Below are 24,337 nucleotides of genomic sequence, written 5' to 3'. Positions count from 1 at the left end.
TTCGTCTTGATAAACCTCCGCAGTCTTGCGTTTTTAGCATTAATTTCACAGACAAATTTGAGATAACTGTGGCGGGCCGAATCCTGGCGTTATCGGTGGTGATAGTGACGTGCCAAGAGTTGTCGTCGCGGATTTCGGGGTTCGACGCGACGCCGGATCGGCTCGCCGATGACCACCCGCTGTCGTCGGTGACGCGACGGCGCGCGAGCCGCTATCGGGCTTCGCCGACGCCGGTAGAACCGGCCTACCGATCCTGGATTCGCGTCAGTTCCGACTCCGGGATCACGAACTCCCGCGTTCCGGGCTCGTAAACGACGAGACTCCCGGCGACGAGCGCCATCGAGGCCGCGAACAAGCCGGTGGTGATCAACAGCAGCGCCTGCGCGTTCGCGAAGCCCGTCCGAAAGGCGGCGATCGGCGTCCCAACGGCGGCGACGACGACGAGACCGAACCCGACTGCGAGGTACGCCATCGCCGTCCGTCCGGACGACCGGTACGCCGCGACCGCGAAGGCCACGAGCGTCGCGCTCGCACCGGCCAGCACGGTGGTCGTAACGAGATACAACCCCTCGATAAGCTCCATACCTCCCGTCCTCGAACTCGACGTATAAACCCACCGTGGCGGCTATCACGGGCGATAACATCTCGGGAGCGCTTGCGACAGAGATGTTCGGTACGCAGGCACAGAGCCACCGGTGAGGCGGGTTCCCGGTCGTGCGGCGTCACCGGTATTCTTTTAAGCTCTAAAAATCAACGACGATAACGTGAATGGTGGGGGACAATCTGATCACGGTTCTCGGTAACAAGTACAACACGGATATCCTGACTGCGACGGGGGACGCGATGTCGGCACAGGACCTCAGCGACGAGCTCGACGTGCCGATCGCGACCTGTTACCGGCGGATCAACGAACTCGAAGAGGCTGACCTGCTCGAACTCCACGACCGGCCGCTCTCGGACGAACACCGTCGGGTGAAGGTGTACCGCCGAAAGGTCGACGGCGTGGAGGTGGACTTCCGGGACGGTCTCACGGTCGAAGTCGAAGAGCGCTCCGCGGTGAAAAACCGGCTCGACGACGTCTGGCGTGACCTCTCGTCCGGGCAGCGGTAGATCGGTGAACCGACAGACGAGCCCGATCTAAAACGATGGTTCGTCGGACCGCCCCATCATCGAGAATCCGCCCGCCCGCTCGTGGACCGTGATTCCGCCCTCGCCGATCTCCATCGGGAATATGTCCGTGTCGATGTCCTGTTTCCGCATCTTCGCGACCCAGACGTACCGATTGACCCCCGAATCCGTCGGCGTCTGGATGAAGTAGATGTTCCCGTCGGTGAGGAAGTTCTCTAATCCGACTTCCGTGTCCGGGAAGACGGCCCCCTGCTCGTTGATGAGAAGCGACGTGAGCCCGTTCGCTTTGAGGATGTCGGAGAACTTCAGGAGGTACGTCCGCTTCTCCTGTTCGGCGTCGAAAAACAGCTGGAACATCGACAGCGAGTCGAGGACGAGACGGTCGAATTCGCCGTCTTCGACGGTGTCGAGCAATCGATCGACGGCGGTCGAGAAGTCGGTCTCGCGCAGCATCTCGCGTTTGTCCAAGATCACGATGTCGCCGCTGTCGACGAGGTCACCGAACCCGTCGAGACCGATCGACTCCGCGGCGCCGCGGATGTCGGCTTCGTCCTCCTCGAAGGAGACGTACACGCCGCGTTCGTCGCGTTCCGTGGCTCCGTGGTGGAGGTACTGGATACCGAAGATGCTCTTGCCGGTGCCGGGATTTCCGGAGACGAGCACCGTCGATCGCTCCGTGATACCGCCGGTGAGGATCGAGTCGAGTCCCTCGACCCCGGTGGAGACGAGTTCAGACATTCGTCTGCGTGTTGGCGACGAGAGTATATAAAAGACGATCCGATGGACCGACCGCGCAGACGGCGACAGCTTTATTTCTCGACACACCGCCCGTTCGTGTATGTCCGGTGATGCGTCTTCCGTCGACCGCGGTGGTGACCGGCGGTGAGCGATCCCTCGGTTCTCGTCGTCGAAGACGAGCCTGACATCGCTGCGCTGTACGCCGGCTTCCTCGACGATCGATACGACGTGGCCGCCACCGAGACGGCCGCGGACGCGATCGATCGGATCGACGCCACGTTCGACGTCGTGCTGCTCGATCGGCGGCTTCCGGACGGGAGCGGCGACGACGTCCTCGATCACATCCGCGACGCCGGCTACGACTGTCGGGTCGCGATGGTCACCGCCGTCGAGCCCGACTTCGATATCGTCGACATGGGATTCGACCTGTATCTCACCAAACCGGTCAGCCGATCGAAGCTGCTGGCGGCGATCGAGACGCTCCTGACGCGGAGCGAGTACGACGACCTCATTCAAGAGGCCGCCGCGCTCGCGAGCAAGCGCGCGGTCCTCAACTCACAGAAGCCCGCGGCCCAGCGAGAGGGCAACGAGGCGTACAACGAACTCGTCGAGCGACTCGAGGACATCGACACCGACATCGACGACCTCAGCGAGTCGCTCTCGTCCGACGACTACCGAGCGATGTTCCGGGACCTCGGCGAGGCCTGACCCGCCGACCGGCGGACTGTACGGCGGGGCTCCCCGCGTGTCCCGCTCCCTGTTCAACCGTGCGTTCGCTGCCCGTCGAGACTCTCACCGGAGGCGTGCTGAAACGCGAACGCTCCCGCTCGTCGTCGACGGCCGCCGTTCCGAATCGTCGAGAGCCCCATTCAAGTGACTGCGACGCTACCGTATAGTATGATGAATGGTACCACGCGTCGAGGTCTGTCCCTCGCGGCGGCGGCCGGGGCGGCCGCGGTCGCCGGTTCGTACCTCGTCACCGGCTGGTCGCGCTCGTTCGTCGTTCGCCCGGTCGACCAGGCCATCGTCAATCTGACGCCAGGACCGATCGTGACGGTCGTCATCGAGACGGTCGGCGACGCGGGCCATTTGCTACACGTCGCGCTGGCGATCGCCGTCGTCGCCGGTCTGTTCGGCTCCCTGTCGCTGATCGGGGGGTGGATCACGGGGCGGACCGACCGGCCGTTCCTCGGCGTCGCGGCGGCCAGCGGCGGGTCGTGGCTGCTCGCGGCCGGGCTGACGGGAGCGCCCGCTCCGGCTGTCGGGGTCGCGCTTCCCGTGGCGGCGGTCACCGCGCTCGGTGGAAGACCGTCGACGAGCGACGGCAAACAGTCGGTCGACGCCGTCCGACGTCGGGTTCTCCGCGCGGCGTCGGGGTCGATCGCGTTCGTCGTCGCGGCGGTCATCGGACGGCAGGCGGTCGATGGAGATATCGGATCGAGAGACGACGAGCCCGAGCCGCTCCCCGACGCCCCGCGGTCCGAAGGCGTCGAGGCTCGACTCGGAGAACTCGACGCGGCCTCACTCGCGCTCGACAGCGACGAACTCCTCGGCATGGTGTCTCCGATCGGCGAGTTCTACAACGTCGACATCGCGGGGTTCGACCCGGAAGTCACCGCGGCCGAGTGGTCGCTGACGGTCACCGGCGAGACGGGCTCCGATCTGACCGTGACGTTCGACGACCTGATCGACCGACCAGTCGAACACCGAGCGATCTCGCTGCGCTGTGTCGGCGAGCGGCTGAACGGACGAAAACTCGACACCGCCGTCTGGACCGGCACCCCGATCCGGCCGCTGATCGAGTCTGTCGATCCGGCGGGCGACTGTGACTGCGCGATGGTGCGCGGTGAGGACGGTTACTACGTCCAGTTCCCGGTCGACGTGCTCGCCGAGGGCTTCCTCGCGTGGGGAATGAACGGCAAGGCGCTCCCGACCGGTCACGGCCATCCGGTCCGCGTGCTGATCCCGGGCCACTGGGGCGAGACGAACGTGAAGTGGCTCTCGGAGATCGAACTGCTGAACGTCGAGGAAGACGGCTACTGGGAGGAGCGCGGCTGGGAGGGAACGGGGGAAGTGAAGGCGGTCGCCAAGCTCTGGGACGAGGGGATCACGGAGCGGTCCGACGGTCGGATCGAACTCGCCGGCCACGCGTACGCCGGGACGCGCGGCGTCGGTCGGGTCGAGGTTTCGACGGACGGCGGCGGAACGTGGACGGACGCGACCCTCTCCGATCCGCTGCCCGACGCGGACGTCTGGCGACAGTGGCGGCACGTCTTCGATCCCGACGGCACGCACGAGGTGGTCGTCCGCGCGGTCGACGGCGAGGGGACCCGACAGATCCGCGAGGCGTCGGACCCGTCGCCGTCCGGTGCGTCCGGCTGGGTCCGTCGGACCGTCGGCCGGTGATCCGCGCCTGCATCGTCGGCGGACGGATCGCGGGTCACGAGAGTTGAGCGCCGACCAGTCGGTCGGCCTCGGCGAGGAAGGCGTCCCGCTCGTCGATCGGGATCGTCGCGCCCGCGGCCACGTCGTGACCGCCGCCGTCGCCGCCGACGGCGCGGCTCGCCTCTCGCATCACCGCCGAGAGGTCGAGGCCCCGCCGCACGAGCGCGTGTGACCCGCGCGACGAGACTTTCAGCTCGTCGGCGCTCTCCTCGGCGAACGCGATCACGGGCTTCGAGCGGTCGACCGCGGGCGAGCCGATCGCCATCCCGGCGACGATGCCGACGATCGTCTCGCGGATCCGCGAGCCGGCGTCGAACCACTGGAGGTTCTCCTCGTGTGTCACCCCCTCCGTTTTCACCCACTGGAGCCCTTCCGAGAGGTTCCGACGGTGGGTGCGGAGCAGCCGCCGCGCCTCCGCGAGCGCGTCGCCGCGGTCGCCGAGACACACCGCGAGCCCGACGTCCGCACGGTCGTACCGCGCGGTGGCGTTGAGCAGGGTCGAGAACTCGCTCACGTCCCGCAGCTCGGTGCCGGCCTCTTCGTCGACGAGGGTGTAAGAGGTGCCGACGAGCGACTCGATCCGGTCGGCGGGGACGCCGGAGGCGACGGCGCGGCGCATCAGCGCGGAGGCGAGCGTCTGCCGCTCCGCGCCGTCGAGGTCGACCCACCGTCGCCACTCGCCGTCGCGCTTCGCGTCGACGTCGAGGTCGGCGAGAAAGGAGATCGCGCCGGCCTCGTCGTTCGACACGCCCGGGATCGTCACGTCGGAGGCGTACTCCAGGAACTTCGGGAGCGGGCGGGTCTGTCTCCCGTACAGGTCCAGGTCCGTCCGCGTCTCGATCACCCCGGCGTCGACGCCGTCGCGGACGATGTCGGCGTTGGCACCGACCAGTTCTCCGTCTGTGTCCTGCATGTCGCCGACCGCGCCGACGACGGCCAGCGCGGCGAGGTCTCGGTTGTCGCTGTCGGGTCCTTCGAGCGCCCGCGCGAGGACGTAGCTCGCGCCGGCCCCGGACAGTTCGCTCGCGCCGTTGATCCCTTCGAGCAGGGGGTTGAGGTGACAGTCCGTGTCGGCGTCCGCCGGCTGGTGGTGGTCGGCGATGACCGGCGCGAAGTCGCCGGCGGCCTCGTGCGCTGCGATGCTGTCGAGCTGTCCCGATCCGAAGTCGGTGAAAAGCACCGTCTCGTACGTCGTCGCGGCGATACGATCGATGGCCGCGTCGTCGAGCTGCTTTTCGAAGACGACCTCGTGGTCGATGCCGGCGCGCGCCAGCGCCGTCGACGCGACCGCGGCGCTCGTGAGTCCGTCGGCGTCGATGTGCGACGCGAGGAGGACGCGGTCCGCCGCGATCAGCCGGTCGGCACACGCGTCCGCGCGGCCGGCCAGATCCGGTACGGGGGAGTCGGCGGCTGCCATTACCGTCCGATGGCGCTCGATGAGGGATAAACTCACGCCTCGGGCGTCTGCCGCGTCCGCTCGGCGTTCGGCGAGGCCAGCGAGGCGTCGCGTCGACCCTGCTGCGGCTCGGTCACCGCCGGCAGAGGCAACAGTTGCCGTAACTGACGGTTATAGATGCGTCTAGATATATGCACTACACACATGACACGTGGGTTCAACACCCGGAGTCTCCACGCCGGTGCCGAGGCCGATCCGGCGACCGGGTCGCGCGCGACCCCGATCCACCAGACGACCTCGTTCGTGTTCGACGGCGCGGACACCGCGGCGGAGCTGTACGCGCTCCGGGCGGAGGGCAACGTCTACTCGCGGATCGCGAACCCGACCGTGCGCGTCCTCGAAGACCGCCTCGCGGACCTCGCCGGCGGCACCGGTGCCGTCGCGACCGGATCCGGAATGGCGGCGTTCGACGCGATCACCACCGTTCTCGCGAGCGCCGGCGACAACGTCGTCGCCAGCTCGGAGATGTACGGCGGCACCGCGTCGTACCTGTCGACCATCGCGAATCGCCGGGGGATAGAGACCCGGCTCGTCGACACCCTCGACGTCGAGGCCTACGAGGAGATGATCGACGACGACACCGCGTTCGTCCACGTGGAGACGGTGGCGAACCCCTCGCTCGTCGTCCCGGATTTCGAGGCGATAGCCGCGGCCGCCCACGAGCACGCGGTGCCGCTCGTGGTCGACAACACGTTCGCCACCCCGTACCTCTGTCGCCCGTTCGAACACGGCGCGGACATCGTGTGGGAGTCGACGACGAAGTGGATCACGGGCAACGGCACGACCGTCGGCGGCGTCGTCGTCGACGGCGGCCAGTTCCCGTGGGATCACCCCGACGCCGACTACGACGAACTCGACGGACAGTCGCCTGCGTTCCCGGTCGACTTCGTCGAGCGGTTCGGCGACGCCGCGTTCGCCAACGTCGTCCGCCAGCGCGGCGTGCGGACCACCGGCGGCCAGCAGTCACCCTTCGACGCGTGGCAGACGATCCAGGGGCTCACCACGCTCCCGCTCCGGATGGAGCGTCACTGCGAGAACGCCGGCGCGGTCGCCGAGTTCCTCCGCGACGACGACCGGGTGGACTGGGTGACGTACCCCGGGTTCGACGACCACGACAGCCGCGAGAACGCCGAGCGGTACCTCGACGGCGACGGGGGGATGGTCACGTTCGGCGTCGACGGCGGCTACGAGGCTGCGAAGGCGCTGTGTGAATCAGTCGATCTGACGAGCTTCCTCGCGAACATCGGCGACGCGAAGACACTCATCATCCACCCCGCCTCGACGACGCACGCACAGCTGGACGAGACCCAACAGCGGCTGGCCGGCGTCTTCCCGAACATGCTCCGGCTCTCCGTCGGCATCGAGGACGTCGACGACGTGATAGCGGACCTCGACAGCGGGCTGGCCGCCGGCGAGCGCGCGGCGACCGGCCCGGAGGTGTAACTCGCGTGAGCGCTATCCCCACCGACCACGGGGTCGCAGAACTCGGCGAGTTCACCTTCGAGTGTGGCCAGTCAGTCCCGGATTTGGAGGTCGCCTACGAGACCCACGGCGAGTTCGAGGGCGACAACGTCGTGCTGATCTGTCACGCGCTCACCGGCAGCCAGAACGTCGCGCGCTCGCCGGCCGCGGGCCGGGACGAGAGCGCCCGCGGGGCGGGACAGGCCGGACAGGCCCGGGCGTGGTGGGACGACATCGTCGGCCCCGGGAAAGCGATCGACACGACGGAGTACTACGTCGTCTGCGCCAACGTCCCGGGGTCCTGTTACGGGACGACGGGACCGGCGAGCGAGCGCCCGGACGGGCTCGACCTCCCCGACGAACCCGACCACGACCGATGGGGGACCGCGTTCCCGCCGGTACAGGTCGGAGACTGGGCGCGCGCGCAGCGCCGCCTGCTCGATCACCTCGGCGTGGGGCGGCTGCGGGCCGTCGTCGGCGGCAGCGTCGGCGGCATGAACGTCCTGGAATGGGCCAAGCGATACCCGGACGACGTCGACCGGGTCGTGGCGATCGCGACCGCCGGCCGGCTCGACGCGCAGTGTCTCGCGCTCGACGCGGTCGCCCGGCGCGCCATCCGCGCGGATCAGCACTGGAACGGCGGCGATTACTACGGCGACGACCGTTCCTCGCCGGACGAGGGGCTCGCGCTGGCCCGACAGATAGGCCACATCATGTACCTCTCGAAGGCCTCGATGGAGCGGAAGTTCGGCCGGCGCTCGGCGGGGCGCGACTCGTTGACTCGCGAGGAGGGGGACCTCGGACTCCCCCCCGAGCCGACGGCCGCGTTCTTCCCGTACCGCGAGGTGGAGTCGTACCTCGACTACCAGGCCGAGGGGTTCAGCGAGCGGTTCGACGCGAACAGCTACCTCTACCTCACGCGCGCGATGGACGAGTACGACCTCTCGGCCGGTCACGGGACCGACGCGGACGCGATAGCCGCCTTCGAAGGCGAGGCGTTACTGATGAGCTTCACCGCAGACTGGCACTTCACCGTCGAGCAGTCGTCGTCGCTGGCGGACGCCTTCCGCGACCGCGACGTTCCCGTGGCTCACCACGTGATAGACTCGGACCACGGCCACGACGCGTTCCTCGTCGAGCCCGAACACGTCGGACCGCCGCTACGCGACTTCCTCGACGAGGGCGTCGCGGGCCGTGCCGTCTCCGACGACGGCGGCGACGACGAGGATCCGCGTCCCGAATCGGACCACGCGCCGGTCCACGCGAGCCTGTTCAGAGGATAATCAGCGGTGTGGTCGAGCGCGAACCGATCCGCGATCGCGATCCGCGGTCGCGTACCCGCCTCACTCGGCGCGCTCGCCGATGACCCACTTGTGCGAGTAGCTCTCGCCGCAGGTGCAGTGGGCGTAGGCGTGGACTACGTCGCCGTCGGCGTAGATTCCGCCGACCTCGTCGTTTTGCGCCTCGGCGAATGCGAAGACGAACTGGACCGCGTGGTCGGCATCGGAGCCGGTGTCGGAATCGTCGTCACCGGAATCGTCGTCACCGGAATCGTCGTCACCGGAATCTCCGTCCGCGAACGGACAGACGCCGTCGTCGAGCGATCGCGATATCTCGCCGTCCGCGCCCATCGCCGTCTTCGCGAACTCCATCGCGCCCATGCCCGTGCCGGCCTCGAAGGCCGAACGGCCGGTCTCGCCGTCGAGGATCAGGCGGACGCCGTCGTCGGTCTCGACTCCGACGTTTCGCAGGCGGGAGTCGTCGTCGAGGTACGCGTCGCTCACGAAGAAGACCACGTCGTCGAGCCGCTCGCCGGCGAGGAACTCGTCGAGGTTGCTCATGCCGGTTCGACGCGCGTGAGCGGTAAAAGAGGTGCGAGTCGCGCCGCCGGATCGGGCGCGTTGCGATCTGGGCACACCGCGGGCATCGATGCCGACGTGGCTGGAATCGGGGTAAGTGTTAATACGTACCACTGAGATCCGTCGCGTGATGAGCGCGCAAACCCCGTCCGGAGATCGGCTCGTCGAGTGGGCACGACTAGTCGACGAGACGGTCCCAAAGGAGGTCCGAGAGGACCGATCCGCCGATCGATAACTTTCACCCCGCTTCGCGAAGGCTTTAGGCCGGAGGCGGCGTAGGCCCGCCGATGGCGACCGAGGCCGCCGAGATCGACCGATCGCTGCTCGTCGACGACTTCCTCCAGCGCCGCCGCTACCAGCTCGAACTGGCCGACTCGGCCGCCGCCGACCACACCCTCGTCTGTCTGCCGACCGGGCTCGGCAAGACCACAGTCAGCTTACTCGTCACCGCCGAGCGCCTCCACGAGGTCGGCGGGAAGGCCCTGTTTTTGGCCCCCACCAAGCCGCTCGTCCAGCAGCACGCGGAGTTCTACCGCGATGCCCTGTCGATTCCGGACGACGAGATCGTCGTGTTCACCGGCGACGTGAGACCCGACGACCGCGCCGCGGTGTGGGAAGACGCCCGGATCGTTATCGCGACGCCGCAGGTCGTCGAGAACGACCTAGTCGGCAACCGGATCTCGCTTTCCGACGTGAGCCACTGCACCTTCGACGAGTGTCACCGCGCGACCGGCGACTACGCGTACGTGTACATCGCGGAGCGCTACCACGCCGACGCCGCGAATCCGCTCGTCACCGGGATGTCGGCGTCGCCCGGCGGCGACACGGAAGAGATCGAGACGGTGTGTGAGAACCTCGGACTCCGCAACGTGGAGGTGATGACCGAGGACGACGCCGACGTCGACGAGTACACCCACGACACCGACGTCAGCTGGGAGCGGGTCACGCTCCCCGACGAGGTGCTCTCGATCCGCGACGCTCTCAACGAGGTGATCACGGACCGGCTGGAGAAACTCAAGCGGTTGGGAGTGACGAACACGACGAATCCCGACCTCTCCCAGCGCGACCTCAACGAGATGCGCGGGAAGCTCAAGCAGATGATGGACAACGACCAGTCGGACGGCTACAAGGGAATGAGCACCCACGCAGAGGTGATGAAGCTCCGACGAGCCGTCGAACTCGTCGAGACGCAGTCGGTGGAGTCCGTCCGGCGCTACTTCGAGCGTCAGCGCGAGGCGGCCCGCTCGTCGGGCGCGTCGAAGGCGAGTCAGCGGATGGTCGCGGACCCCAAAGTGCGCGAGGCGATGCGGAAGGCGGAGTCGTTCGACGGACTCCATCCGAAGTTCTCGAAGGCCCGCATCCTGCTCGCGGAGACGCTCGGCATCAACGAGGGCGAGCGCGCGATATTGTTCACCGAGTCCAGAGACACCGCCGAGGCGCTCGTCGAGTTCCTCTCCGCCAGCTTCGACGTCCGGAAGTTCGTCGGCCAGGGAGACAAGGAGGGCTCCGACGGGATGAGCCAGAAACAGCAGCAGGAGACGCTCGACGCGTTCAAGGACGGCGCATTCGAGGTGCTCGTCTCCACGAGCGTCGCAGAGGAGGGGCTCGACGTCCCCGAGGTCGACCTCGTGTGCTTTTACGAGCCGGTCCCCACGGCCATCCGATCGATCCAGCGAAAGGGACGGACCGGCCGACAGGCGGAGGGGAAAGTCGTCGTCCTGATGGCCGATGATACCCGCGACGAGGCGTTCTTCTGGATCTCTCGACGGCGCGAGAAGAAGATGGCCAGTCAGCTTTCCGACCTGAAAGAGGCCACCGACGACATCGAGGAGTCCGTCGGCGACGACGGGCAGGCCGGGCTCGACGCGTTCGCCGGGGGGTCCGGGACCGAGAGCGACGGCTCGGACGCCGAAGTCGGCGACGGCTCGGGCGGAGGCGACGAGACGGCCGACGCGGACGGCGGAGACGGTGAGGACGCCGATGCCGGACTCACCGACTTCGCCGAGGAGGCCCGAGCCGGCGGAGACGAGACGGACGATGAGGGGACCGAGGGCGAAGCGAGTGACGGCGACCTCGTCGACGACGGCGTCGTCGCCACCGCGGGCGTCGACGAGGGCGTCGAGGTCGTCGTCGACCAGCGCGAGCTCGACTCCTCGATCGCGAAGGATCTCTCGACGCGCGACGGGCTCGTCACCCGGCTGGAGACGCTCGCGGTCGGCGACTACGTGCTCTCCGACCGCGTCGCGGTCGAGCGCAAGTCGGCGGCCGACTTCGTCGACTCGATGCTCGACTCCGACCGGTCGATGTTCGAGCAGGTCGGCGAACTCTCCCGAGCGTACGCCCGCCCCGTGATGGTCGTCGAAGGGACGAACCTCTACGGCCAACGCGACATCGACCCGAACGCGATTCGCGGCGCGCTCGCGTCGCTCGCGGTCGACTTCGACGTGAGCGTCCTCCGCACCGAGGGCGAGGAGGACACCACCGAGCTGCTCGCGACGATCGCCAAGCGGGAGCAGGAGACGCGCGACCGCGAGGTGAGCGTCCACGGCGAGAAGACGACGAAGACCCGCGCGGAACAGCAGGAGTACGTCGTCTCCTCGATCGCCGACATCGGGCCGGTCACGGCGCGCACCCTCCTCGAACACTTCGGCACCGTTGAGGCCGTGATGACCGCGCCCGAAGACGACCTGCTGGAGGTCGACGGCGTCGGCCCGGTGACCGCGGAGCGCATCCGCGAGGTTGTCGGGAGCGAGTACGAGTGAACCCGATCGGCGAAACGATTTCGTAATACAGGGGTAACGGGTTCACATGGCGAAGCGTATCCGTGTCGACGAGGACACGCACGCCGCGCTCGCGTCGCTGAAGGGCGACGACGAGACCTTCGACGACCTGCTGACGCGGTTGCTCCGGGAACGTCGGGAGAATATCGGGTCCGGGGCTAGCCTCTGGGCTGAAAGCGATGCGCCCGAGTGCGCACGGGAGACACGTCAGGAACTGAAATCCGGAATCGACACGTAGGGAGCGGAGTCCTAACTCCGGGTTCAATCGAATCCGCTCACCAGCGTCACGGCCCACTGCCCGAGGTCGTACTCCGACCGGACCTCCACCCGCGTCACCCACTTCACCCACTGGAACCCCCGCCTCTCGGGCGCGACCAGCCGCGCGGGCGCGCCGTGCCCGTGGCTCAGTCGCTCGCCGCCGACGTGCGTCGCGAGCAGGGCGTCTCGGGCCTCGTCGATCCGGAGGCTCCAGCGGTAGCCGGTGACGGAAGTGAACCGGATGTAGGCCGCGTTGTCACCGAGATTTCCGGCCGCGTCCAGCAGGTCGCCGACGCGGATCCCGCTCCACCCCTGTATCGTGTACCACCCGCTGGTGCAGTCGAGCAGCGCCTCAGTCTCGTGGCCGGCGGCGAGGTCGTCGACGGCGAGGTCGACGGGGTCGCTCACGAGCCCGTCCACCCGCAACCGGTAGTCGTCCCGGTCGATCGGGTCGGGGTCGTCGGCGACCCACGAGGTGATCGGGAAGGCCGCGTTGCCGTCGCCCTCTCGCGGCTGTGACCCGGTGAACCGCCGATCGGAGCCGGCGGTGTCGAGCGCGTCGTTGACGCCCTGCTGGAGCCGGTACGTCGCGGCCCCCGCGGCCAGCAGGACGGTGTACCGCACGGCGGTCCGCCGACGTTCGAAGTCGACGCGGCGGGGGAGCCGGAATCGGGTGGCGGCGTGCGCGGCCACGAGCGGGACCAAGGCGAGTCCGAAGCCGACATGGACGGAGAGGAGGGTCCAGTGGGAGAGCCGCACGTCGAGCCCGAACACCCACGCGACTCCGGTCGCGAGCGCGCCGAGAGCGGCGACGAGTGTCATGACCGACAGCGCGGTCGACCGCTGCCACAGCCCGGGATCCGTGAGCCGGCGGTGGACACGCGCGAGCTTCCACGCGAGCAGCGCGACGATCGCGACGCCGAGCGCACGGTGGAGCCAGAACAGCGGCCACCCCTCGGGGACGCCCACGGTGAACGAGACGAGCCCGGTCGTCGCCTCGGCGACGACGAACGCGAGCAGTGACCAGTCGACCGCGCGCGGCGGCGGCTCCAGCCGGTCGAGCGTCTCGCCGATCCGGGATCGCGTGCCCATCGTAACCGCGATACGTGCTACCGAGACAAAAGACCACAGTTCGGTCGACTCGGGCTACAGATCGTACACTTCCCCGTCGACCGCGAGCGGCTCCTCGAACGCCTCCTCTGGCGGGTAGTAGTGTGCGAGGTGGACGAGGCGGGTGCGGTCGGCGTCCAGTTCGTCGGCGAGCGCGAGCGCGCCCTCGCGAGTCATGTGCTTCGTGCCGAACGTGCGCGGAACGCCGTCCGGCCCCTCGTGGCGGCCGCCGATCGGATGGTGATGACAGAGCGACGCGGGGACGATCGCGTCGGCCAAGAGGAGGTCAGCTCCGGCGAGCGCCTCCCGCGAGCGCTCGGGGATGTCGTAGCTCGTGTCGCCCGTCAGCGAGAGCTTCGCCCCCGTCTCCGGATCCTCGATGACGGCGCCGAAACACAGAAGCGGCGGATGATCGACGGGGACGAGTCGGACCTCGAAGCCGCACGTCTCGAAGGGGTCGAACGGATCGCGAGCGTGGACGCCGATCCGATCTTCGAGATAGTCGTACTTGCGACGGATCGTCTCCGCGACGCTCTCGTCCGTCGCCGGATCGGTCTCCGCGGGCGCGTGGACCGGGAGCCCGTCGACGAGCCGATAGACGTTGCCGAGCCCGTCGAGATGGTCGAAGTGGATGTGCGTCACGAGCCCGGCGTCGGGGAGCGGAATGTCGCGTTCGAGAAACTGGCTTCGGAAGTCGGGGCTGAAATCGACGAGCAGGGCCTCGCCGGTGCGCTCGTTTTCGACGTGCACGGAGAACCGCGAGCGCGACACTCCCCGTTCGCGCGCCGCCTCGCAGGTGCCGCAGTCGCAACCGACCGTCGGTGTCCCGGTCGTGTCACCGGTGCCGAGGAGCGTGACGCGCATGGGCCACGGTCCTCGGGCCACGGACTTAGCGTCCGCGGTCGGGAGCGATCCGCGGTGGCCATCGGCTCGCCCGGACGACGGTGTCGGCGGCGTCGCTTCGTTGTCGTTTTCGAACTCGTCACGTCTGCGGCTCCGCCCCGCAGAGACCGCCCCCGCCTACGGCCGTCGAACGCGGATCTGACCGTCTGCGTCGACGGTAACGAAGAGACGGGAACGGACCTCGCGGCCGCGGACCGCGTCGCCGGCGCGGTCGCCGATCGATTTCATCAGCTCCGGCGCGGTCTGGTTGACCTTCACACCGGCCTCGTCACAAGCGTCGTACACCCGCTTCGGGGCGTCGTAGAGGTCCGTCCCCTCGTCGATCTCGACCCTGACCGGCGCGGAGAGCGCCTCGGCGAATGCGACCGTCTCGCGGGCTCGGTCCACGTTGTCACGGGCGCTGGCCTCGACGCTGGAGACGTTCGCGCGCGACGTGCCGAGCCGGTCCGCGATGTCCGATTGCCTGAGCCCGCGTTCCCGCAGCGCGAGTACCTCGGCCTGTCGGTCCGTGAGGACGCTCTCGTCGGCGTCGAACCCGGCCCGTTCGAGCAGGTCCGCGGCGTCGACGTCGTGAGGGTCGGGGGCCGGATCGGAACCCGCCGAGCCGTCGTCTGCGACCATATCCGTCCGGACGGGACCCGCGTTCAAAAAACGGCGGTTTCACGAGAGGACGACCCAGCGGTACACGGATCGGTCCGTCACGCAGAGCGTTCCGAGCGTCTCCGAACGGCCAGCAGGTCGCGGCGCTGGCCGTCTCTACTCCGTCTGCGAGTGTTCTTGACATCCACCCCGAGTTGAAGCGCGGGGCCTTCTCCTTGACTCTCTGTAAGCGACGGAAAAAAACGGATTCGCTATCGGCGGCGTCCGGACTGTCCGTGGGGTGGGACCACCCCGAGAGCCGATCACTTGCCCCAGAAGTTCTCGCGGCTACCGAGCCGTTCGCGGTCCGGGCGATCTCGGCGGCGGTCACCCTCGTCGTCGGCGTCCGCGTCCGCCTCCGGCGCGTCCGCCCCGTCCTCCTCTTCGTCGGGATCGTCGGGGAGGCGCTCGACGACCTCCTTTGCGGTCGCGTGGCTCGATTTTACGCGGTGGATCCGCACCTCAGCGCGTGCGGGTGGGAGGAGCCCGTCGACGAGCACGATGAAGCCGTCGTCGGTGCGGCCGACGCCCGACCCGCTCTCGTGGATGTCGTCGACCTCGACGACGACTTCTTCGCCGGGCTGGACCGGCTGCTGTTTCAGCTCGTATATCGGCATGTCGTAGTGGCTACACCACTCCGCGCCGCCTTTGTTGCCGTAGTGTTGACACCCCATTCCTTGGATCTGTTCGTCGAATCTGGGGCAGTCGTCGGCGAGTGGACAGTCCGCCATACCGTACAGGAGTTCGGCCGCCGTTGTAAACGTTTTCGACTCTCAGGTCGTAATCCGACGGAATCCCCCGAATTATCCGGTCGAGCGGCCGCTGATCAGGAGGATCGGTGTTGGTGACTCGCGGCGGTCACAGGAACTCGCGGACCTCCGAGTACCACATGTCGTGGTGGTCGACGGCGTCGATCGCGTCGGCCACGTCAACCGCGATCGCGTGCCAACACCGCTCGTCGGGGTCAGCCGGATCGAGGTTGTACGTCGCGTCCGCACAGGTGCACTCGCCGTCTTCGATCACGTACTCGTCCTCGTGGCCGACGACGACGGTGAAGTCTCGGTAGCGTTTCACCCGCCCCTCGCCGACCGCTTCGATAGCGCGCTTGCCGCGGTCGCCGTGGTCGTCGACGATCGCGGCGGCGATCGGGCCGGTCAGCTCGCCGGCCTCCGCGATCGCCGCACGCCAGTCGTCGACCGGCTCCATGCCGCCCCGTTCTCGCGCGGTCCGTTAAACACCGTCGGTCACGCGAACGCCGCCGACCGAAAGCGATTCGTCGCCGACGCTCGAAGCGCCGCCGATGAGCGAGACGGACGCGTCGGGGTCGGTCCCCGTCACGGTGTACACCCGCGAGGACTGTTCGCTCTGTGTGACCGCCCGCGAAACGATCGAGGACGTGACCGCCGACCTCGACGTGACGGTCGATCTGGAGACGGTCGACGTCGACGAGGATCCCGAACTGGCGGCCGAGTACGGCGAACGCGTCCCGTACGTGTTCGTCGACGGCCATCCGGCGTTCAAATACGAGATCGACGAGCGAGAACTGCGGTTAAAGCTGTTGGCGGCGTCCTAGGCGGACGCTATTCGACCGTCTCCGCGTCTGCACCCGGTGCGTTCTCTTTCACGCTCGTGACGCCGCCCACCGCGTTCGAGCGCGAGGCGTATCCCTCGCCGGAGTCCGCCACGATGTTGCCGTTGCGGTGGCGGAGCCGCCACCGCCACTCGCCGCCCGCGTCGTCGTAGATCTCGAAGGCGGCGTTTCCGACTTCGAGCACGTCGGCGTCGGGAGCGTGGTCTCGAATGCGCTCGATCGCGTCCTCCGTGCCCGCCTTCGAGGTGTAGCCCTCACCGGAGTCCGCGACAACGTTCCCGTTGCGGTGACGGAGCCGCCAGCGGTACTCGTCGCCCGCGTCCGCGTACAGCTCGAACGTCGCGCTCGCGCCGCCGCGACTGTCGTCGCCGTCTCCGTCGCCCGCCGCGTCGAGGTCCGCCACGCCGGCCCCCGCAGCGTTCGATCGCACGCTTTCGAGCCCCTGCCGGGCTTTCGACCGCGAGGAGTACCCCTCGCCGGAGTCGGCGAGAACGTTCCCGTTCTCGTGGATGAGCCGCCACCGCCACTCGCCCGCGGCGTCCGTGAACACCTCGAAGGCGGCGGGGTCGATCCGGAGGTAGTCCGCGGCGGCGACGTGCTCGCGGATCCGACCGAGCGCCCGCTTCGCGTTGGACTTCGAGGCGTACCCCTCACCGGAGTCCGCGATGATGTTTCCGTTGTCGTGACGGAGCCGCCAGCGCCACTCGTCGCCCGCATCCGCGTACAGCTCGAACGCGGCCGCGCTCGCGATCTCCTCGTCCTCGCTCGGCACGGCGACATCCGGCTCGGCGGCGTCGTCCGGCTCCGGCCCGTCGTCCGCGGCGACGGCCTCGGCCTCCGCGACGGTCGTCTGGATCTGCAGCACACCGGCACCGAGCGCGTTCCGCCTGACGCTGTGCAGCCCCTTCTGGGCCTTCCCGCGGCTGCTGTATCCCTGTCCGGACGTGGCGATGACGTTCCCGTTGCGGTGGCGGAGCCGCCAGCGCGGCCTGCCGCTCGCGTCCTCGAACAGCTCGAACCGAGCCTTGCTCTCGCGCAGCGCCGCCGTCTCGGCCCGCGCCGACTCGGCTTCCGCGTCGAGGTTCGCGGCCTGCCCCTCGGCGTCGGAAAGCTCGTCTCGGGTCGCGTCCAGTTCGGTCCGCGCCGCTTCGAGCTCCTCGCGAGTCGCCTCCAGCTCCGCGACCGTCTCGTCGCGCTCGGCCGCCGTGGCGGTCGTTTCGGTCTGCATACGCTCGTAGTCCTCGTACACCGGGTCGGAAAGCAGCGGCACGACCGTCCCGGCGAGCCCGATGAGGAGCAATCCGATCCCGTACAGAGCGATCACCGTCGGGTCGCCGGAAGCGGTGAACCAGCCGTCCGGGAAGATGTTCACGAACCACACGACGCCGGCGACGCTCACGGCCGTTCCGAGGTACCCGAGAGACGTCCCGACCCGTCGGAGCGGGAAGCGGATCACGGCCCCGAGCATGATGAACGGCGGTGCCAGCGCCGCGAGCGCGTATCCGATACCCCGCGTCGTCGTCTCCGAGTCGGTGAACAGGAAGACCACGACGCCGGCGAGTCCGAGCAACACGCCGAACCCGAACAGCCAGTAGCCGTTCACCTCGTCGGTGGTCCGCGGCGTTCCGATGCGTCGCTCGTACAATCCACCACCGGATTCCGCCTGACTGTCGTCTGCCATGGCAGAGAATCGACGGCCACCGGGTTATATGTATGGGTGCGTGACAGGTAACTTCGCCTACGAGATTTTCTGGCCGCGATCCGGATGATTACTCGCTAAACGGCCTCGTATTGGAAATTAATGTGACCCGAGAAGAATGGGTCACGCGGCCGGATCCGATCCGGGTCTGCCGGATCCGCGTCACGTCGCTTCCGGCCGTGCGGCCACCGCGTGAGCTTCGGCGCAAACGGTCGTTTTTAACCCGAGCCGCCCAAGAGTCGCTCGATGACGAACGCGCAATCCGGGTCGCCGACCCGGTACGCGGACCCCGAAGAGAATCCCTACGTCGAAGCGCCGCCGACCGACTTCGACCCGGTCGAGTCGCTCTCGGCGGACGCGGCAGCCGAGCAGGCGGCGCTGCTCCGGTCGGCGATCCGCGAGCACGACCACCGGTACTACGTCGAGGCCGACCCGCTCGTTTCCGACGAGACGTACGACCAGTTGTTCGCGCGGCTCCAGACGCTGGAAGAGGCGTTCGACCTCCCGACGGACCACTCCCCGACACGGCGGGTCGGCGGCGAGCCGCTCGACGAGCTGGACACAGTCGAGCACCTCGCGCCGATGCGGTCCATCGACAACGCGACCGAAGCCGACGCGGTCCGAGAGTTCGACGAGCGCGTTCGGCGCGGCGTCGCAGACGAGGGGCTCGACCCGGACGCGATCGAGTATGTCTGCGAGCCGAAGTTCGACGGGCTCTCCGTCGAGGTCGTCTACGAGGACGGCGCGTACGTCCGTGCTGCGACCCGCGGGGACGGGATCGAGGGTGACGACGTGACCGAACAGGTGCGGACGATCCGCTCGGTCCCCGAACGGCTGCGGGGGGACCCGCCGGCTCGGCTCGCGGTCCGTGGCGAGGTGTACATGCCCCGTGACGCGTTCGAGGCGTACAACGAGGATCTGATGGAGCGCGGCGACGAACCGTTCGCGAACCCCCGCAACGCAGCCGCCGGGACTCTCAGACAGCTCGACCCCGCAGTGGTCTCCGAGCGTCCCCTCGACGTCTTCTTCTTCGACGTGTTAGCGTGGGAGACGGCCGAGGAGGACGGATCGGGTGCCGATGGCGGGGAACGAGACCGCCCCGACGCCCACTGGGAGGAGTTCGACGCGTTCGACGCGTTCGGACTCCGCCGCACCGAACGGATCGAGCGGGTCGGAGACATCGAAGCGGCGCTCGACTACCGGGACCGCCTCATGGCGGACCGCGACGGACTGAACTACGAGGTCGACGGCGTCGTGATATCGGTGGACGATCGCGCCGCCCGCGACGCGCTCGGGTCGACCTCACGGGCACCTCGGTGGGCGTTCGCGTACAAGTTCCCGCCCCGGACCGCGACGACGACGGTGGAAGCCGTCACCGTGCAAGTCGGTCGCACGGGTCGTCTCACCCCCGTCGCGGAGCTGGATCCCGTCGACGTCGGCGGGGTCACGGTCTCCCGGGCGACGCTGCACAACCCCGCCGAGATCGAGGCGCTCGGCGTGAACGTCGGCGACCGCGTGCGAATCTACCGCGCCGGCGACGTGATCCCTTACGTCCCCGAGGTGGTCGAAAAGCGGTCCGAGGGGACGTACGCGTTCCCCGAGACGTGCCCAGTCTGTGACGCGCCAATCGAGCGCGACGGCCCGCTCGCGTTCTGTACCGGAGGGCTCGGCTGTCCCGCCCAGTTGGAGCGGGCGATCGAACACTGGGCCCGGCGCGACGCGCTCGACATCGAAGGGTTGGGCCCCGAACGCGTCGAACAGCTCCGCGAGGCGGATCTGGTCGAGTCGCTTCCGGACCTGTACGACCTGACCGCCGACGACCTCGCCGACCTGGAGGGGTGGGGCGAGACGAGCGCCGAGAACCTGATCGCGGAGCTGGACGAGACGCGGAACCCGCCGCTCGACGATTTTCTCGCCGGGCTCGGGATCCCCGACGTGGGCGCGACGACCGCCGGCGCGCTGGCGTCGCACTTCGGCGATCTCGACGCGCTGCTCGCCGCCGACGAGGATTCCCTCCGCGACGTCGACGACGTGGGACCCGAGGTGGCCGAGTCGATCCGGTCTTTCTTCGACACCGACGAGAACCGGGCGGCGATCGAGGGGCTCCGCGAGCGCGGGGTCGACCCCGAGCCGGTCGAGGTCGAGACGGGCGACGCGCTCGACGGGCTGACGTTCGTGTTCACGGGCTCGCTGTCGACGCCGCGGAGCGAGGCGCAGGCGCACGTCGAGGCGCACGGCGCGTCGGCGACCTCGTCGGTCTCGGGGAACACCGACTACCTCGTCGCCGGCGAGAGTCCGGGGCGGTCGAAGCGCGACGACGCGGACGACGAGGACGTCCCCGTGCTCGACGAGGACGCGTTCGCCGACCTGCTTGCCGAACGCGGCGTCGCGTGGCCGCCGGAGACGTAGCGAACCCACAACCCTTTATCCGGAGACGCGGGAACGAGAGTGTATATGACCGCGATCGAACTGCGGGGCGTGACCAAGGAGTTCGCCGACGTCACGGCCGTTCGGAACCTCGATCTGACCGTCGAGGAGGGGGAGGTGTACGGTTTCCTCGGACCGAACGGGGCCGGCAAGTCGACGACCATCGACATGGTGCTCGACCTGGTCCGGCCGACGGAGGGGACGGTGGCCGTGCTCGGACGCGACGCCACCGACGACGGGGTCGCGATCCGACGACGGACCGGCGTCCTCCCCGACGGATTCGCCGTGTACGATCGGCTCACGGGGCGGAGACACGTCGAGTTCGCGATTCGGTCGAAGGAGGTCGACGACGATCCGGACGCGCTCTTGGAGCGGGTCGGGCTCCTCGACGACGCCGGCCGCAAGGCCGGCGGCTACTCCAAGGGGATGCGCCAGCGGCTCGCCCTGGCGATGGCGCTCGTCGGCGACCCCGACCTGCTCATCCTCGACGAGCCCTCGTCGGGACTGGACCCGGCGGGGGCAAAGGAGATGCGCGAGATCGTCCGGACGGAGTCGGAGCGGGGCGCGACCGTCTTCTTCTCGTCGCACGTGCTCGAACAGGTCGACGCGGTCTGCGACCGAGTCGGTATCCTCCGAGACGGCGAACTCGTCGCCGAGGACTCCGTCGAAGGGCTCCGCGACGCCGTCGGAAGCGAGGAGACGCTTGAGATCGCCGTCGACGGGGACGAAACGAGCGACGCGCTCGCCGCCGCCGTCGAGGCGGTGTCGGCTCTCGACGGCGTCAGCCGCGTCGACCGCGCCGGCGACACCCTCGTGGTGGACTGCGACGACGGAGCGAAGACGCGGGTCATCGCGGCGGTCGAGGAGGCCGGCGTCGCGGTCAGCGACTTCCACACCCGAGAGGCGTCGCTCGAAGACCTCTTCTTAGCGTACACCGAGGGAGACGCGCCGACGACGTCGGCCGGTTCCGGGGCGGGCGGTGCGGTACACGGCGCGTCGGACGACACGTCCGCGAACGCGACGACAGACGACGCGGCCGACGCCGACGGGGTGGACGGATGAGCCTCGTCGCCGTCGCGGAGAAGGACTTCCACGACGCGGTCCGCTCACGGGGGATGGCGGTCCTCGTGGCGCTGTTCTCGCTGCTCGTCGCGGTGTTCGCGTTCGTGATCCGACCGACCGGGCAAAGCGAGCAGTTCGCGACCGAGCTTCTCTTACGCTTCTTCGTCGGTCCCTTCCTGGTGACGACGCTCGTCCCGCTCGTCGGCGTCGTGGTGGGGTACAACGCGGTCAGCGGCGAGCGCGAGTCCGGCTCGTTGAAGCTGCTCCTGTCGCTGCCGCACTCGCGGGCCGACGTGGTCTTCGGGAAGGTGGCCGGCCGCGGCGCGGCGCTGTCGCTCGCGGTGGGTGCCGGGTTCCTGCTCCCCGCGGTCGTCTTGGCGGGCCTCTCGTGGACCGGACAGATAGCGGCGTTCAACGCCGGCTCGTACCTCGGGTACACGGTGTTCGCCGCCGTCCTCGGCGTCGTCTTCGTCGCCATCGCGGTCGGCTGTTCGGCCGCCGCGTCGACGCAGCGTCGAGCGCTGATCGGCGGCGTGTCGATCTACGTCCTCTTCGTGCTGCTTTGGGGCGCGATCACCGGGCAAGTGCTCGGTGCCGCGAGCCCGCTCGTCGACCCGCTCCCGGTGTCGACGGAGCAGATCCGAACGTTCCTCCAGGTCGCGAACCCCACGGCGGGCGTCGAAGTCCTGACGAACGCGTTCCTCGGCGGACAGCTGTTCACCGGTGAGTCGGTCAACCAACAGATCTCCGCGGCGTCGATGCTCGTGTTCTGGACGCTCGCGCCGCCGCTCGTCGGTCTCTGGAAGTTCGACGCCGACGATCTCTAGAAATTCGACACCGACCTCTAGACCGCGCCGCCGGGGGCGGTCCTACTCCAGCACGACTAACACGTCGCCCATGTCGACGCTGTCGCCCTCGGCGACGTGCACGCTCGCGACGGTGCCGCCACGCTCGGCGACCACGTCGTTTTCCATCTTCATCGCCTCCAGCACGCAGACCACGTCGCCGGCGGCGACCTCGTCGCCCTCGGCCACGTCGACAGAGAGGATGGTCCCCTGCATCTCCGCTTCGATCGCCTCCCCGCCCTCGGCCACGTCGACGCCGCCGTCGCCGTCGTCGGTATCGGTCGCCTGCGGCGGTCGCTGTCGGGTCCCACTCGCCCCGCTACCACCACCCTCCGGCGTCGGAATCGGTGGCGCTCCGCGCTCTTCTAACTCCACCTCGAATCGCTTCCCGTTCACCTCGACGGTGAACTCGCGTTCGGTCACCTCCTCGTCCTCGTCGGCGGAAACGGCGGCCTCGGACCCCCACCGCCGTTGGGCGTCGGCGACCAGCTCCCGATCGAGCTCCTCGTCGAGGTACTTCGTGGTATGGGTGCCGTCAACGAACCGCTCGTCGTCGAGCATGAGTCGGTGGAACGGGACGATGGTGACCACGCCGTCGACGTCGTACTCCGCGAGCGCGCGTTTCGAGCGGGCGAGACACTCCTCGCGGTCGCCGCCCCACACGATCAGCTTCGCGATCATCGAGTCGTAGTCGGTGACTAACTCGTCGCCCTGTCTGAGCGCGTCGTCGACGCGGACGCCGATACCGCCCGGCGGATCGTACGTCTCCAGTGACCCCTCGTTCGCGGGCTGGAACTCCTCGGCGGCGTTCTCGGCGTTGATCCGAAACTCGATGGCGTGGCCGTCTAGCTCGACGTCCGCCTGCGAGACGGACAGACCCTCGCCGCTCGCGACGCGGAGTTGCTCTTTGACGATGTCGACGCCGGTCAGCTCCTCGGTGACGGTGTGTTCGACCTGGATCCGAGTGTTGACTTCGAGGAAGTAGAAGGGCGTGTCCGGTCCGAGCGGTTCGTCCGGGTCACGGTCCGGGTCCTCTTCGACGAGGAACTCGACCGTTCCGGCGTTGGTGTAGTCGGCGGCGGCGACGCCGCGACGGGCGGCCTCGCCGATCTGCTCGCGCAGGTCGTCAGAGAGCGCGGGTGAGGGTCCCTCCTCGATCACCTTCTGGTGGCGGCGCTGGAGCGAGCAGTCGCGCTCGCCGAGGTGGACCACGTCGGTCTCGTCGAGTGAGTCGTCTCCGCCGCCGCTCGCCGCCGGACCGTCCGCGACGATCTGGACTTCGACGTGCCGCGGCGTCTGGAGGTACCGTTCGAGGTACACCGAGTCGTTCGAGAAGTACGCCTCGCCCTCGCGTTTCGCCGATTCGAGCGCGTCGGCCGCCTCGTCGGCGCTCTCGACGACCTTCATCCCGCGTCCGCCACCGCCTCCCTCGGCTTTGATAGCGACCGGGTAGCCGTGCTCGTCGCCGAACTCGCGGACCGCCTCGGGGTCGGTGACGGGCTCCGTCGTCCCGGGGACGATGGGCACGTCGGCGTCGGCCATCACCCGGCGAGCGTGGGTCTTCTCTCCGAGCCGCTCCATCGCATCGCTCGACGGGCCGACCCACGTGATCCCGTCTGCGGCCTCGACCCGCGCCGCGAAGTCGGCGTTCTCCGCGAGGAAGCCGTAGCCGGGGTGGATCGCGTCGGCGTCGGCCGCGCGCGCGGCCTCGACGACCGCCTCGCCGTCGAGATACGAGTCGGCCGCGCGGGCCGGACCGACGTTGTACGCCTCGTCCGCGTACCGGACGTGGCCGCCGTGTTTGTCGGCGTCGCTGTACACGGCGACGGTGTCGACACCAAGCTCCGCACAGGCGCGCATCACCCGAACCGCGATCTCTCCGCGGTTCGCGACGAGAACCTTGTCGAACATTCCTGCAGGAGTCTTCCACGATAAC

Annotated in this window: 22 protein-coding genes; 11 read left to right on the top strand and 11 right to left on the bottom strand. The window is 68.6% G+C overall.

What is annotated here, in order from left to right; genetic code table 11:
• Positions 1–244: 244 nt before the first annotated feature.
• On the bottom strand, positions 245–583 hold the full coding sequence (locus ACZ45C_RS03360; protein ID WP_460562741.1) for a hypothetical protein: 339 nt from the start codon (positions 581–583) through the stop codon (positions 245–247).
• A 185-nt stretch (positions 584–768) separates the two neighbouring features.
• On the opposite strand from ACZ45C_RS03360, the gene ACZ45C_RS03355 reads away from it, so the two are divergent.
• Positions 769–1,110, top strand: coding sequence for a helix-turn-helix domain-containing protein (locus ACZ45C_RS03355; RefSeq protein WP_460562742.1), 342 nt, complete (start codon positions 769–771; stop codon positions 1,108–1,110).
• A 27-nt stretch (positions 1,111–1,137) separates the two neighbouring features.
• Here the strand turns inward: ACZ45C_RS03355 and ACZ45C_RS03350 are convergent, their stop codons facing one another.
• Complete coding sequence (locus ACZ45C_RS03350) at positions 1,138–1,866, bottom strand: RAD55 family ATPase (protein WP_460562743.1); 729 nt, start codon at positions 1,864–1,866, stop codon at positions 1,138–1,140.
• 144 nt (positions 1,867–2,010) lie between these two features.
• On the opposite strand from ACZ45C_RS03350, the gene ACZ45C_RS03345 reads away from it, so the two are divergent.
• Entirely contained in the window at positions 2,011–2,574 is a 564-nt protein-coding gene (locus ACZ45C_RS03345) for a HalX domain-containing protein (RefSeq protein ID WP_460562744.1), read from the top strand.
• A 189-nt stretch (positions 2,575–2,763) separates the two neighbouring features.
• Positions 2,764–4,272, top strand: coding sequence for a molybdopterin-dependent oxidoreductase (locus ACZ45C_RS03340; protein WP_460562745.1), 1,509 nt, complete (start codon positions 2,764–2,766; stop codon positions 4,270–4,272).
• 34 nt (positions 4,273–4,306) lie between these two features.
• On the opposite strand, the gene ACZ45C_RS03335 is transcribed toward ACZ45C_RS03340, so the two are convergent.
• On the bottom strand, positions 4,307–5,728 hold the full coding sequence (locus ACZ45C_RS03335) for a DHHA1 domain-containing protein (protein WP_460562746.1): 1,422 nt from the start codon (positions 5,726–5,728) through the stop codon (positions 4,307–4,309).
• A gap of 183 nt (positions 5,729–5,911) precedes the next feature.
• On the opposite strand from ACZ45C_RS03335, the gene ACZ45C_RS03330 reads away from it, so the two are divergent.
• Both ACZ45C_RS03330 and metX read left to right on the top strand, forming a co-directional pair.
• Positions 5,912–7,210, top strand: coding sequence for an O-acetylhomoserine aminocarboxypropyltransferase/cysteine synthase family protein (locus ACZ45C_RS03330; RefSeq protein WP_460562747.1), 1,299 nt, complete (start codon positions 5,912–5,914; stop codon positions 7,208–7,210).
• 5 nt (positions 7,211–7,215) lie between these two features.
• Positions 7,216–8,511, top strand: a complete 1,296-nt coding sequence (gene metX / locus ACZ45C_RS03325) for a homoserine O-acetyltransferase MetX (RefSeq protein WP_460562748.1) — start codon at positions 7,216–7,218, stop codon at positions 8,509–8,511.
• 60 nt (positions 8,512–8,571) lie between these two features.
• Here metX and ACZ45C_RS03320 read toward each other — a convergent pair whose 3' ends face one another.
• Entirely contained in the window at positions 8,572–9,069 is a 498-nt protein-coding gene (locus ACZ45C_RS03320) for a DUF5807 family protein (RefSeq protein ID WP_460562749.1), read from the bottom strand.
• Between the two features lie 305 nt (positions 9,070–9,374).
• Between ACZ45C_RS03320 and ACZ45C_RS03315 the strand changes: the two genes are divergently transcribed.
• Positions 9,375–11,849 (top strand): DEAD/DEAH box helicase, encoded by a 2,475-nt coding sequence (locus ACZ45C_RS03315; RefSeq protein ID WP_460562750.1) that lies wholly within the window; start codon positions 9,375–9,377, stop codon positions 11,847–11,849.
• 46 nt (positions 11,850–11,895) lie between these two features.
• Positions 11,896–12,105, top strand: coding sequence for a DUF7557 family protein (locus ACZ45C_RS03310; RefSeq protein ID WP_460562751.1), 210 nt, complete (start codon positions 11,896–11,898; stop codon positions 12,103–12,105).
• Between the two features lie 23 nt (positions 12,106–12,128).
• Here ACZ45C_RS03310 and ACZ45C_RS03305 read toward each other — a convergent pair whose 3' ends face one another.
• The 5 genes from ACZ45C_RS03305 to ACZ45C_RS03285 all read right to left on the bottom strand — a co-directional run bounded on the left by ACZ45C_RS03305 (position 12,129) and on the right by ACZ45C_RS03285 (position 15,983).
• Positions 12,129–13,217 (bottom strand): molybdopterin-dependent oxidoreductase, encoded by a 1,089-nt coding sequence (locus tag ACZ45C_RS03305; RefSeq protein ID WP_460562752.1) that lies wholly within the window; start codon positions 13,215–13,217, stop codon positions 12,129–12,131.
• A gap of 54 nt (positions 13,218–13,271) precedes the next feature.
• Positions 13,272–14,099: an MBL fold metallo-hydrolase gene (locus tag ACZ45C_RS03300; protein ID WP_460562753.1), complete on the bottom strand. Its 828-nt coding sequence runs from the start codon at positions 14,097–14,099 to the stop codon at positions 13,272–13,274.
• 156 nt (positions 14,100–14,255) lie between these two features.
• Positions 14,256–14,759, bottom strand: coding sequence for a Tfx family DNA-binding protein (locus ACZ45C_RS03295; RefSeq protein WP_460562754.1), 504 nt, complete (start codon positions 14,757–14,759; stop codon positions 14,256–14,258).
• Between the two features lie 281 nt (positions 14,760–15,040).
• Positions 15,041–15,508, bottom strand: coding sequence for a TRAM domain-containing protein (locus ACZ45C_RS03290; RefSeq protein ID WP_460562755.1), 468 nt, complete (start codon positions 15,506–15,508; stop codon positions 15,041–15,043).
• Positions 15,509–15,635: 127 nt separating this feature from the next.
• Positions 15,636–15,983, bottom strand: a complete 348-nt coding sequence (locus ACZ45C_RS03285; protein WP_460562756.1) for a hypothetical protein — start codon at positions 15,981–15,983, stop codon at positions 15,636–15,638.
• A gap of 94 nt (positions 15,984–16,077) precedes the next feature.
• Between ACZ45C_RS03285 and ACZ45C_RS03280 the strand changes: the two genes are divergently transcribed.
• Positions 16,078–16,350, top strand: a complete 273-nt coding sequence (locus ACZ45C_RS03280; protein WP_460562757.1) for a glutaredoxin family protein — start codon at positions 16,078–16,080, stop codon at positions 16,348–16,350.
• A gap of 7 nt (positions 16,351–16,357) precedes the next feature.
• Here ACZ45C_RS03280 and ACZ45C_RS03275 read toward each other — a convergent pair whose 3' ends face one another.
• The gene (locus tag ACZ45C_RS03275) at positions 16,358–18,049 is read right to left on the bottom strand and encodes an HVO_2922 family protein (RefSeq protein ID WP_460562758.1); all 1,692 of its coding nucleotides are present in this window, start codon (positions 18,047–18,049) and stop codon (positions 16,358–16,360) included.
• Positions 18,050–18,313: 264 nt separating this feature from the next.
• On the opposite strand from ACZ45C_RS03275, the gene ligA reads away from it, so the two are divergent.
• From ligA to ACZ45C_RS03260, 3 genes are read left to right on the top strand one after another with little or no spacing between them, the layout of a single operon-like run.
• Entirely contained in the window at positions 18,314–20,476 is a 2,163-nt protein-coding gene (gene ligA, locus ACZ45C_RS03270) for an NAD-dependent DNA ligase LigA (protein WP_460562759.1), read from the top strand.
• Positions 20,477–20,521: 45 nt separating this feature from the next.
• On the top strand, positions 20,522–21,556 hold the full coding sequence (locus ACZ45C_RS03265) for an ABC transporter ATP-binding protein (RefSeq protein WP_460562760.1): 1,035 nt from the start codon (positions 20,522–20,524) through the stop codon (positions 21,554–21,556).
• The gene (locus ACZ45C_RS03260; RefSeq protein ID WP_460562761.1) at positions 21,553–22,383 is read left to right on the top strand and encodes an ABC transporter permease subunit; all 831 of its coding nucleotides are present in this window, start codon (positions 21,553–21,555) and stop codon (positions 22,381–22,383) included. The genes ACZ45C_RS03265 and ACZ45C_RS03260 overlap by 4 nt, the downstream gene beginning before the upstream one ends.
• A gap of 42 nt (positions 22,384–22,425) precedes the next feature.
• Here ACZ45C_RS03260 and ACZ45C_RS03255 read toward each other — a convergent pair whose 3' ends face one another.
• Entirely contained in the window at positions 22,426–24,312 is a 1,887-nt protein-coding gene (locus tag ACZ45C_RS03255; RefSeq protein WP_460562762.1) for an acetyl-CoA carboxylase biotin carboxylase subunit, read from the bottom strand.
• Between the last annotated feature and the right edge of the window lie 25 nt (positions 24,313–24,337).

It is taken from the genome of Halorubrum pallidum, from assembly GCF_055380345.1.
This window is presented reverse-complemented; position numbering and strand designations above follow the sequence as displayed.

Excerpts from the sequence above, each read along its gene's own strand:
- ACZ45C_RS03360 (WP_460562741.1), bottom strand. The coding sequence starts at position 583 with ATGGAGCTTATCGAGGGGTTGTATCTCGTTACGACCACCGTGCTGGCC.
- ACZ45C_RS03355 (WP_460562742.1), top strand. The coding sequence starts at position 769 with ATGGTGGGGGACAATCTGATCACGGTTCTCGGTAACAAGTACAACACG.
- ACZ45C_RS03350 (WP_460562743.1), bottom strand. The coding sequence starts at position 1,866 with ATGTCTGAACTCGTCTCCACCGGGGTCGAGGGACTCGACTCGATCCTC.
- ACZ45C_RS03340 (WP_460562745.1), top strand. The coding sequence starts at position 2,764 with ATGATGAATGGTACCACGCGTCGAGGTCTGTCCCTCGCGGCGGCGGCC.
- ACZ45C_RS03335 (WP_460562746.1), bottom strand. The coding sequence starts at position 5,728 with ATGGCAGCCGCCGACTCCCCCGTACCGGATCTGGCCGGCCGCGCGGAC.
- ACZ45C_RS03330 (WP_460562747.1), top strand. The coding sequence starts at position 5,912 with ATGACACGTGGGTTCAACACCCGGAGTCTCCACGCCGGTGCCGAGGCC.
- ACZ45C_RS03320 (WP_460562749.1), bottom strand. The coding sequence starts at position 9,069 with ATGAGCAACCTCGACGAGTTCCTCGCCGGCGAGCGGCTCGACGACGTG.
- ACZ45C_RS03315 (WP_460562750.1), top strand. The coding sequence starts at position 9,375 with ATGGCGACCGAGGCCGCCGAGATCGACCGATCGCTGCTCGTCGACGAC.
- ACZ45C_RS03310 (WP_460562751.1), top strand. The coding sequence starts at position 11,896 with ATGGCGAAGCGTATCCGTGTCGACGAGGACACGCACGCCGCGCTCGCG.
- ACZ45C_RS03305 (WP_460562752.1), bottom strand. The coding sequence starts at position 13,217 with ATGGGCACGCGATCCCGGATCGGCGAGACGCTCGACCGGCTGGAGCCG.
- ACZ45C_RS03300 (WP_460562753.1), bottom strand. The coding sequence starts at position 14,099 with ATGCGCGTCACGCTCCTCGGCACCGGTGACACGACCGGGACACCGACG.
- ACZ45C_RS03295 (WP_460562754.1), bottom strand. The coding sequence starts at position 14,759 with ATGGTCGCAGACGACGGCTCGGCGGGTTCCGATCCGGCCCCCGACCCT.
- ACZ45C_RS03290 (WP_460562755.1), bottom strand. The coding sequence starts at position 15,508 with ATGGCGGACTGTCCACTCGCCGACGACTGCCCCAGATTCGACGAACAG.
- ACZ45C_RS03285 (WP_460562756.1), bottom strand. The coding sequence starts at position 15,983 with ATGGAGCCGGTCGACGACTGGCGTGCGGCGATCGCGGAGGCCGGCGAG.
- ACZ45C_RS03280 (WP_460562757.1), top strand. The coding sequence starts at position 16,078 with ATGAGCGAGACGGACGCGTCGGGGTCGGTCCCCGTCACGGTGTACACC.
- ACZ45C_RS03275 (WP_460562758.1), bottom strand. The coding sequence starts at position 18,049 with ATGGCAGACGACAGTCAGGCGGAATCCGGTGGTGGATTGTACGAGCGA.
- ligA (WP_460562759.1), top strand. The coding sequence starts at position 18,314 with ATGACGAACGCGCAATCCGGGTCGCCGACCCGGTACGCGGACCCCGAA.
- ACZ45C_RS03265 (WP_460562760.1), top strand. The coding sequence starts at position 20,522 with ATGACCGCGATCGAACTGCGGGGCGTGACCAAGGAGTTCGCCGACGTC.
- ACZ45C_RS03260 (WP_460562761.1), top strand. The coding sequence starts at position 21,553 with ATGAGCCTCGTCGCCGTCGCGGAGAAGGACTTCCACGACGCGGTCCGC.
- ACZ45C_RS03255 (WP_460562762.1), bottom strand. The coding sequence starts at position 24,312 with ATGTTCGACAAGGTTCTCGTCGCGAACCGCGGAGAGATCGCGGTTCGG.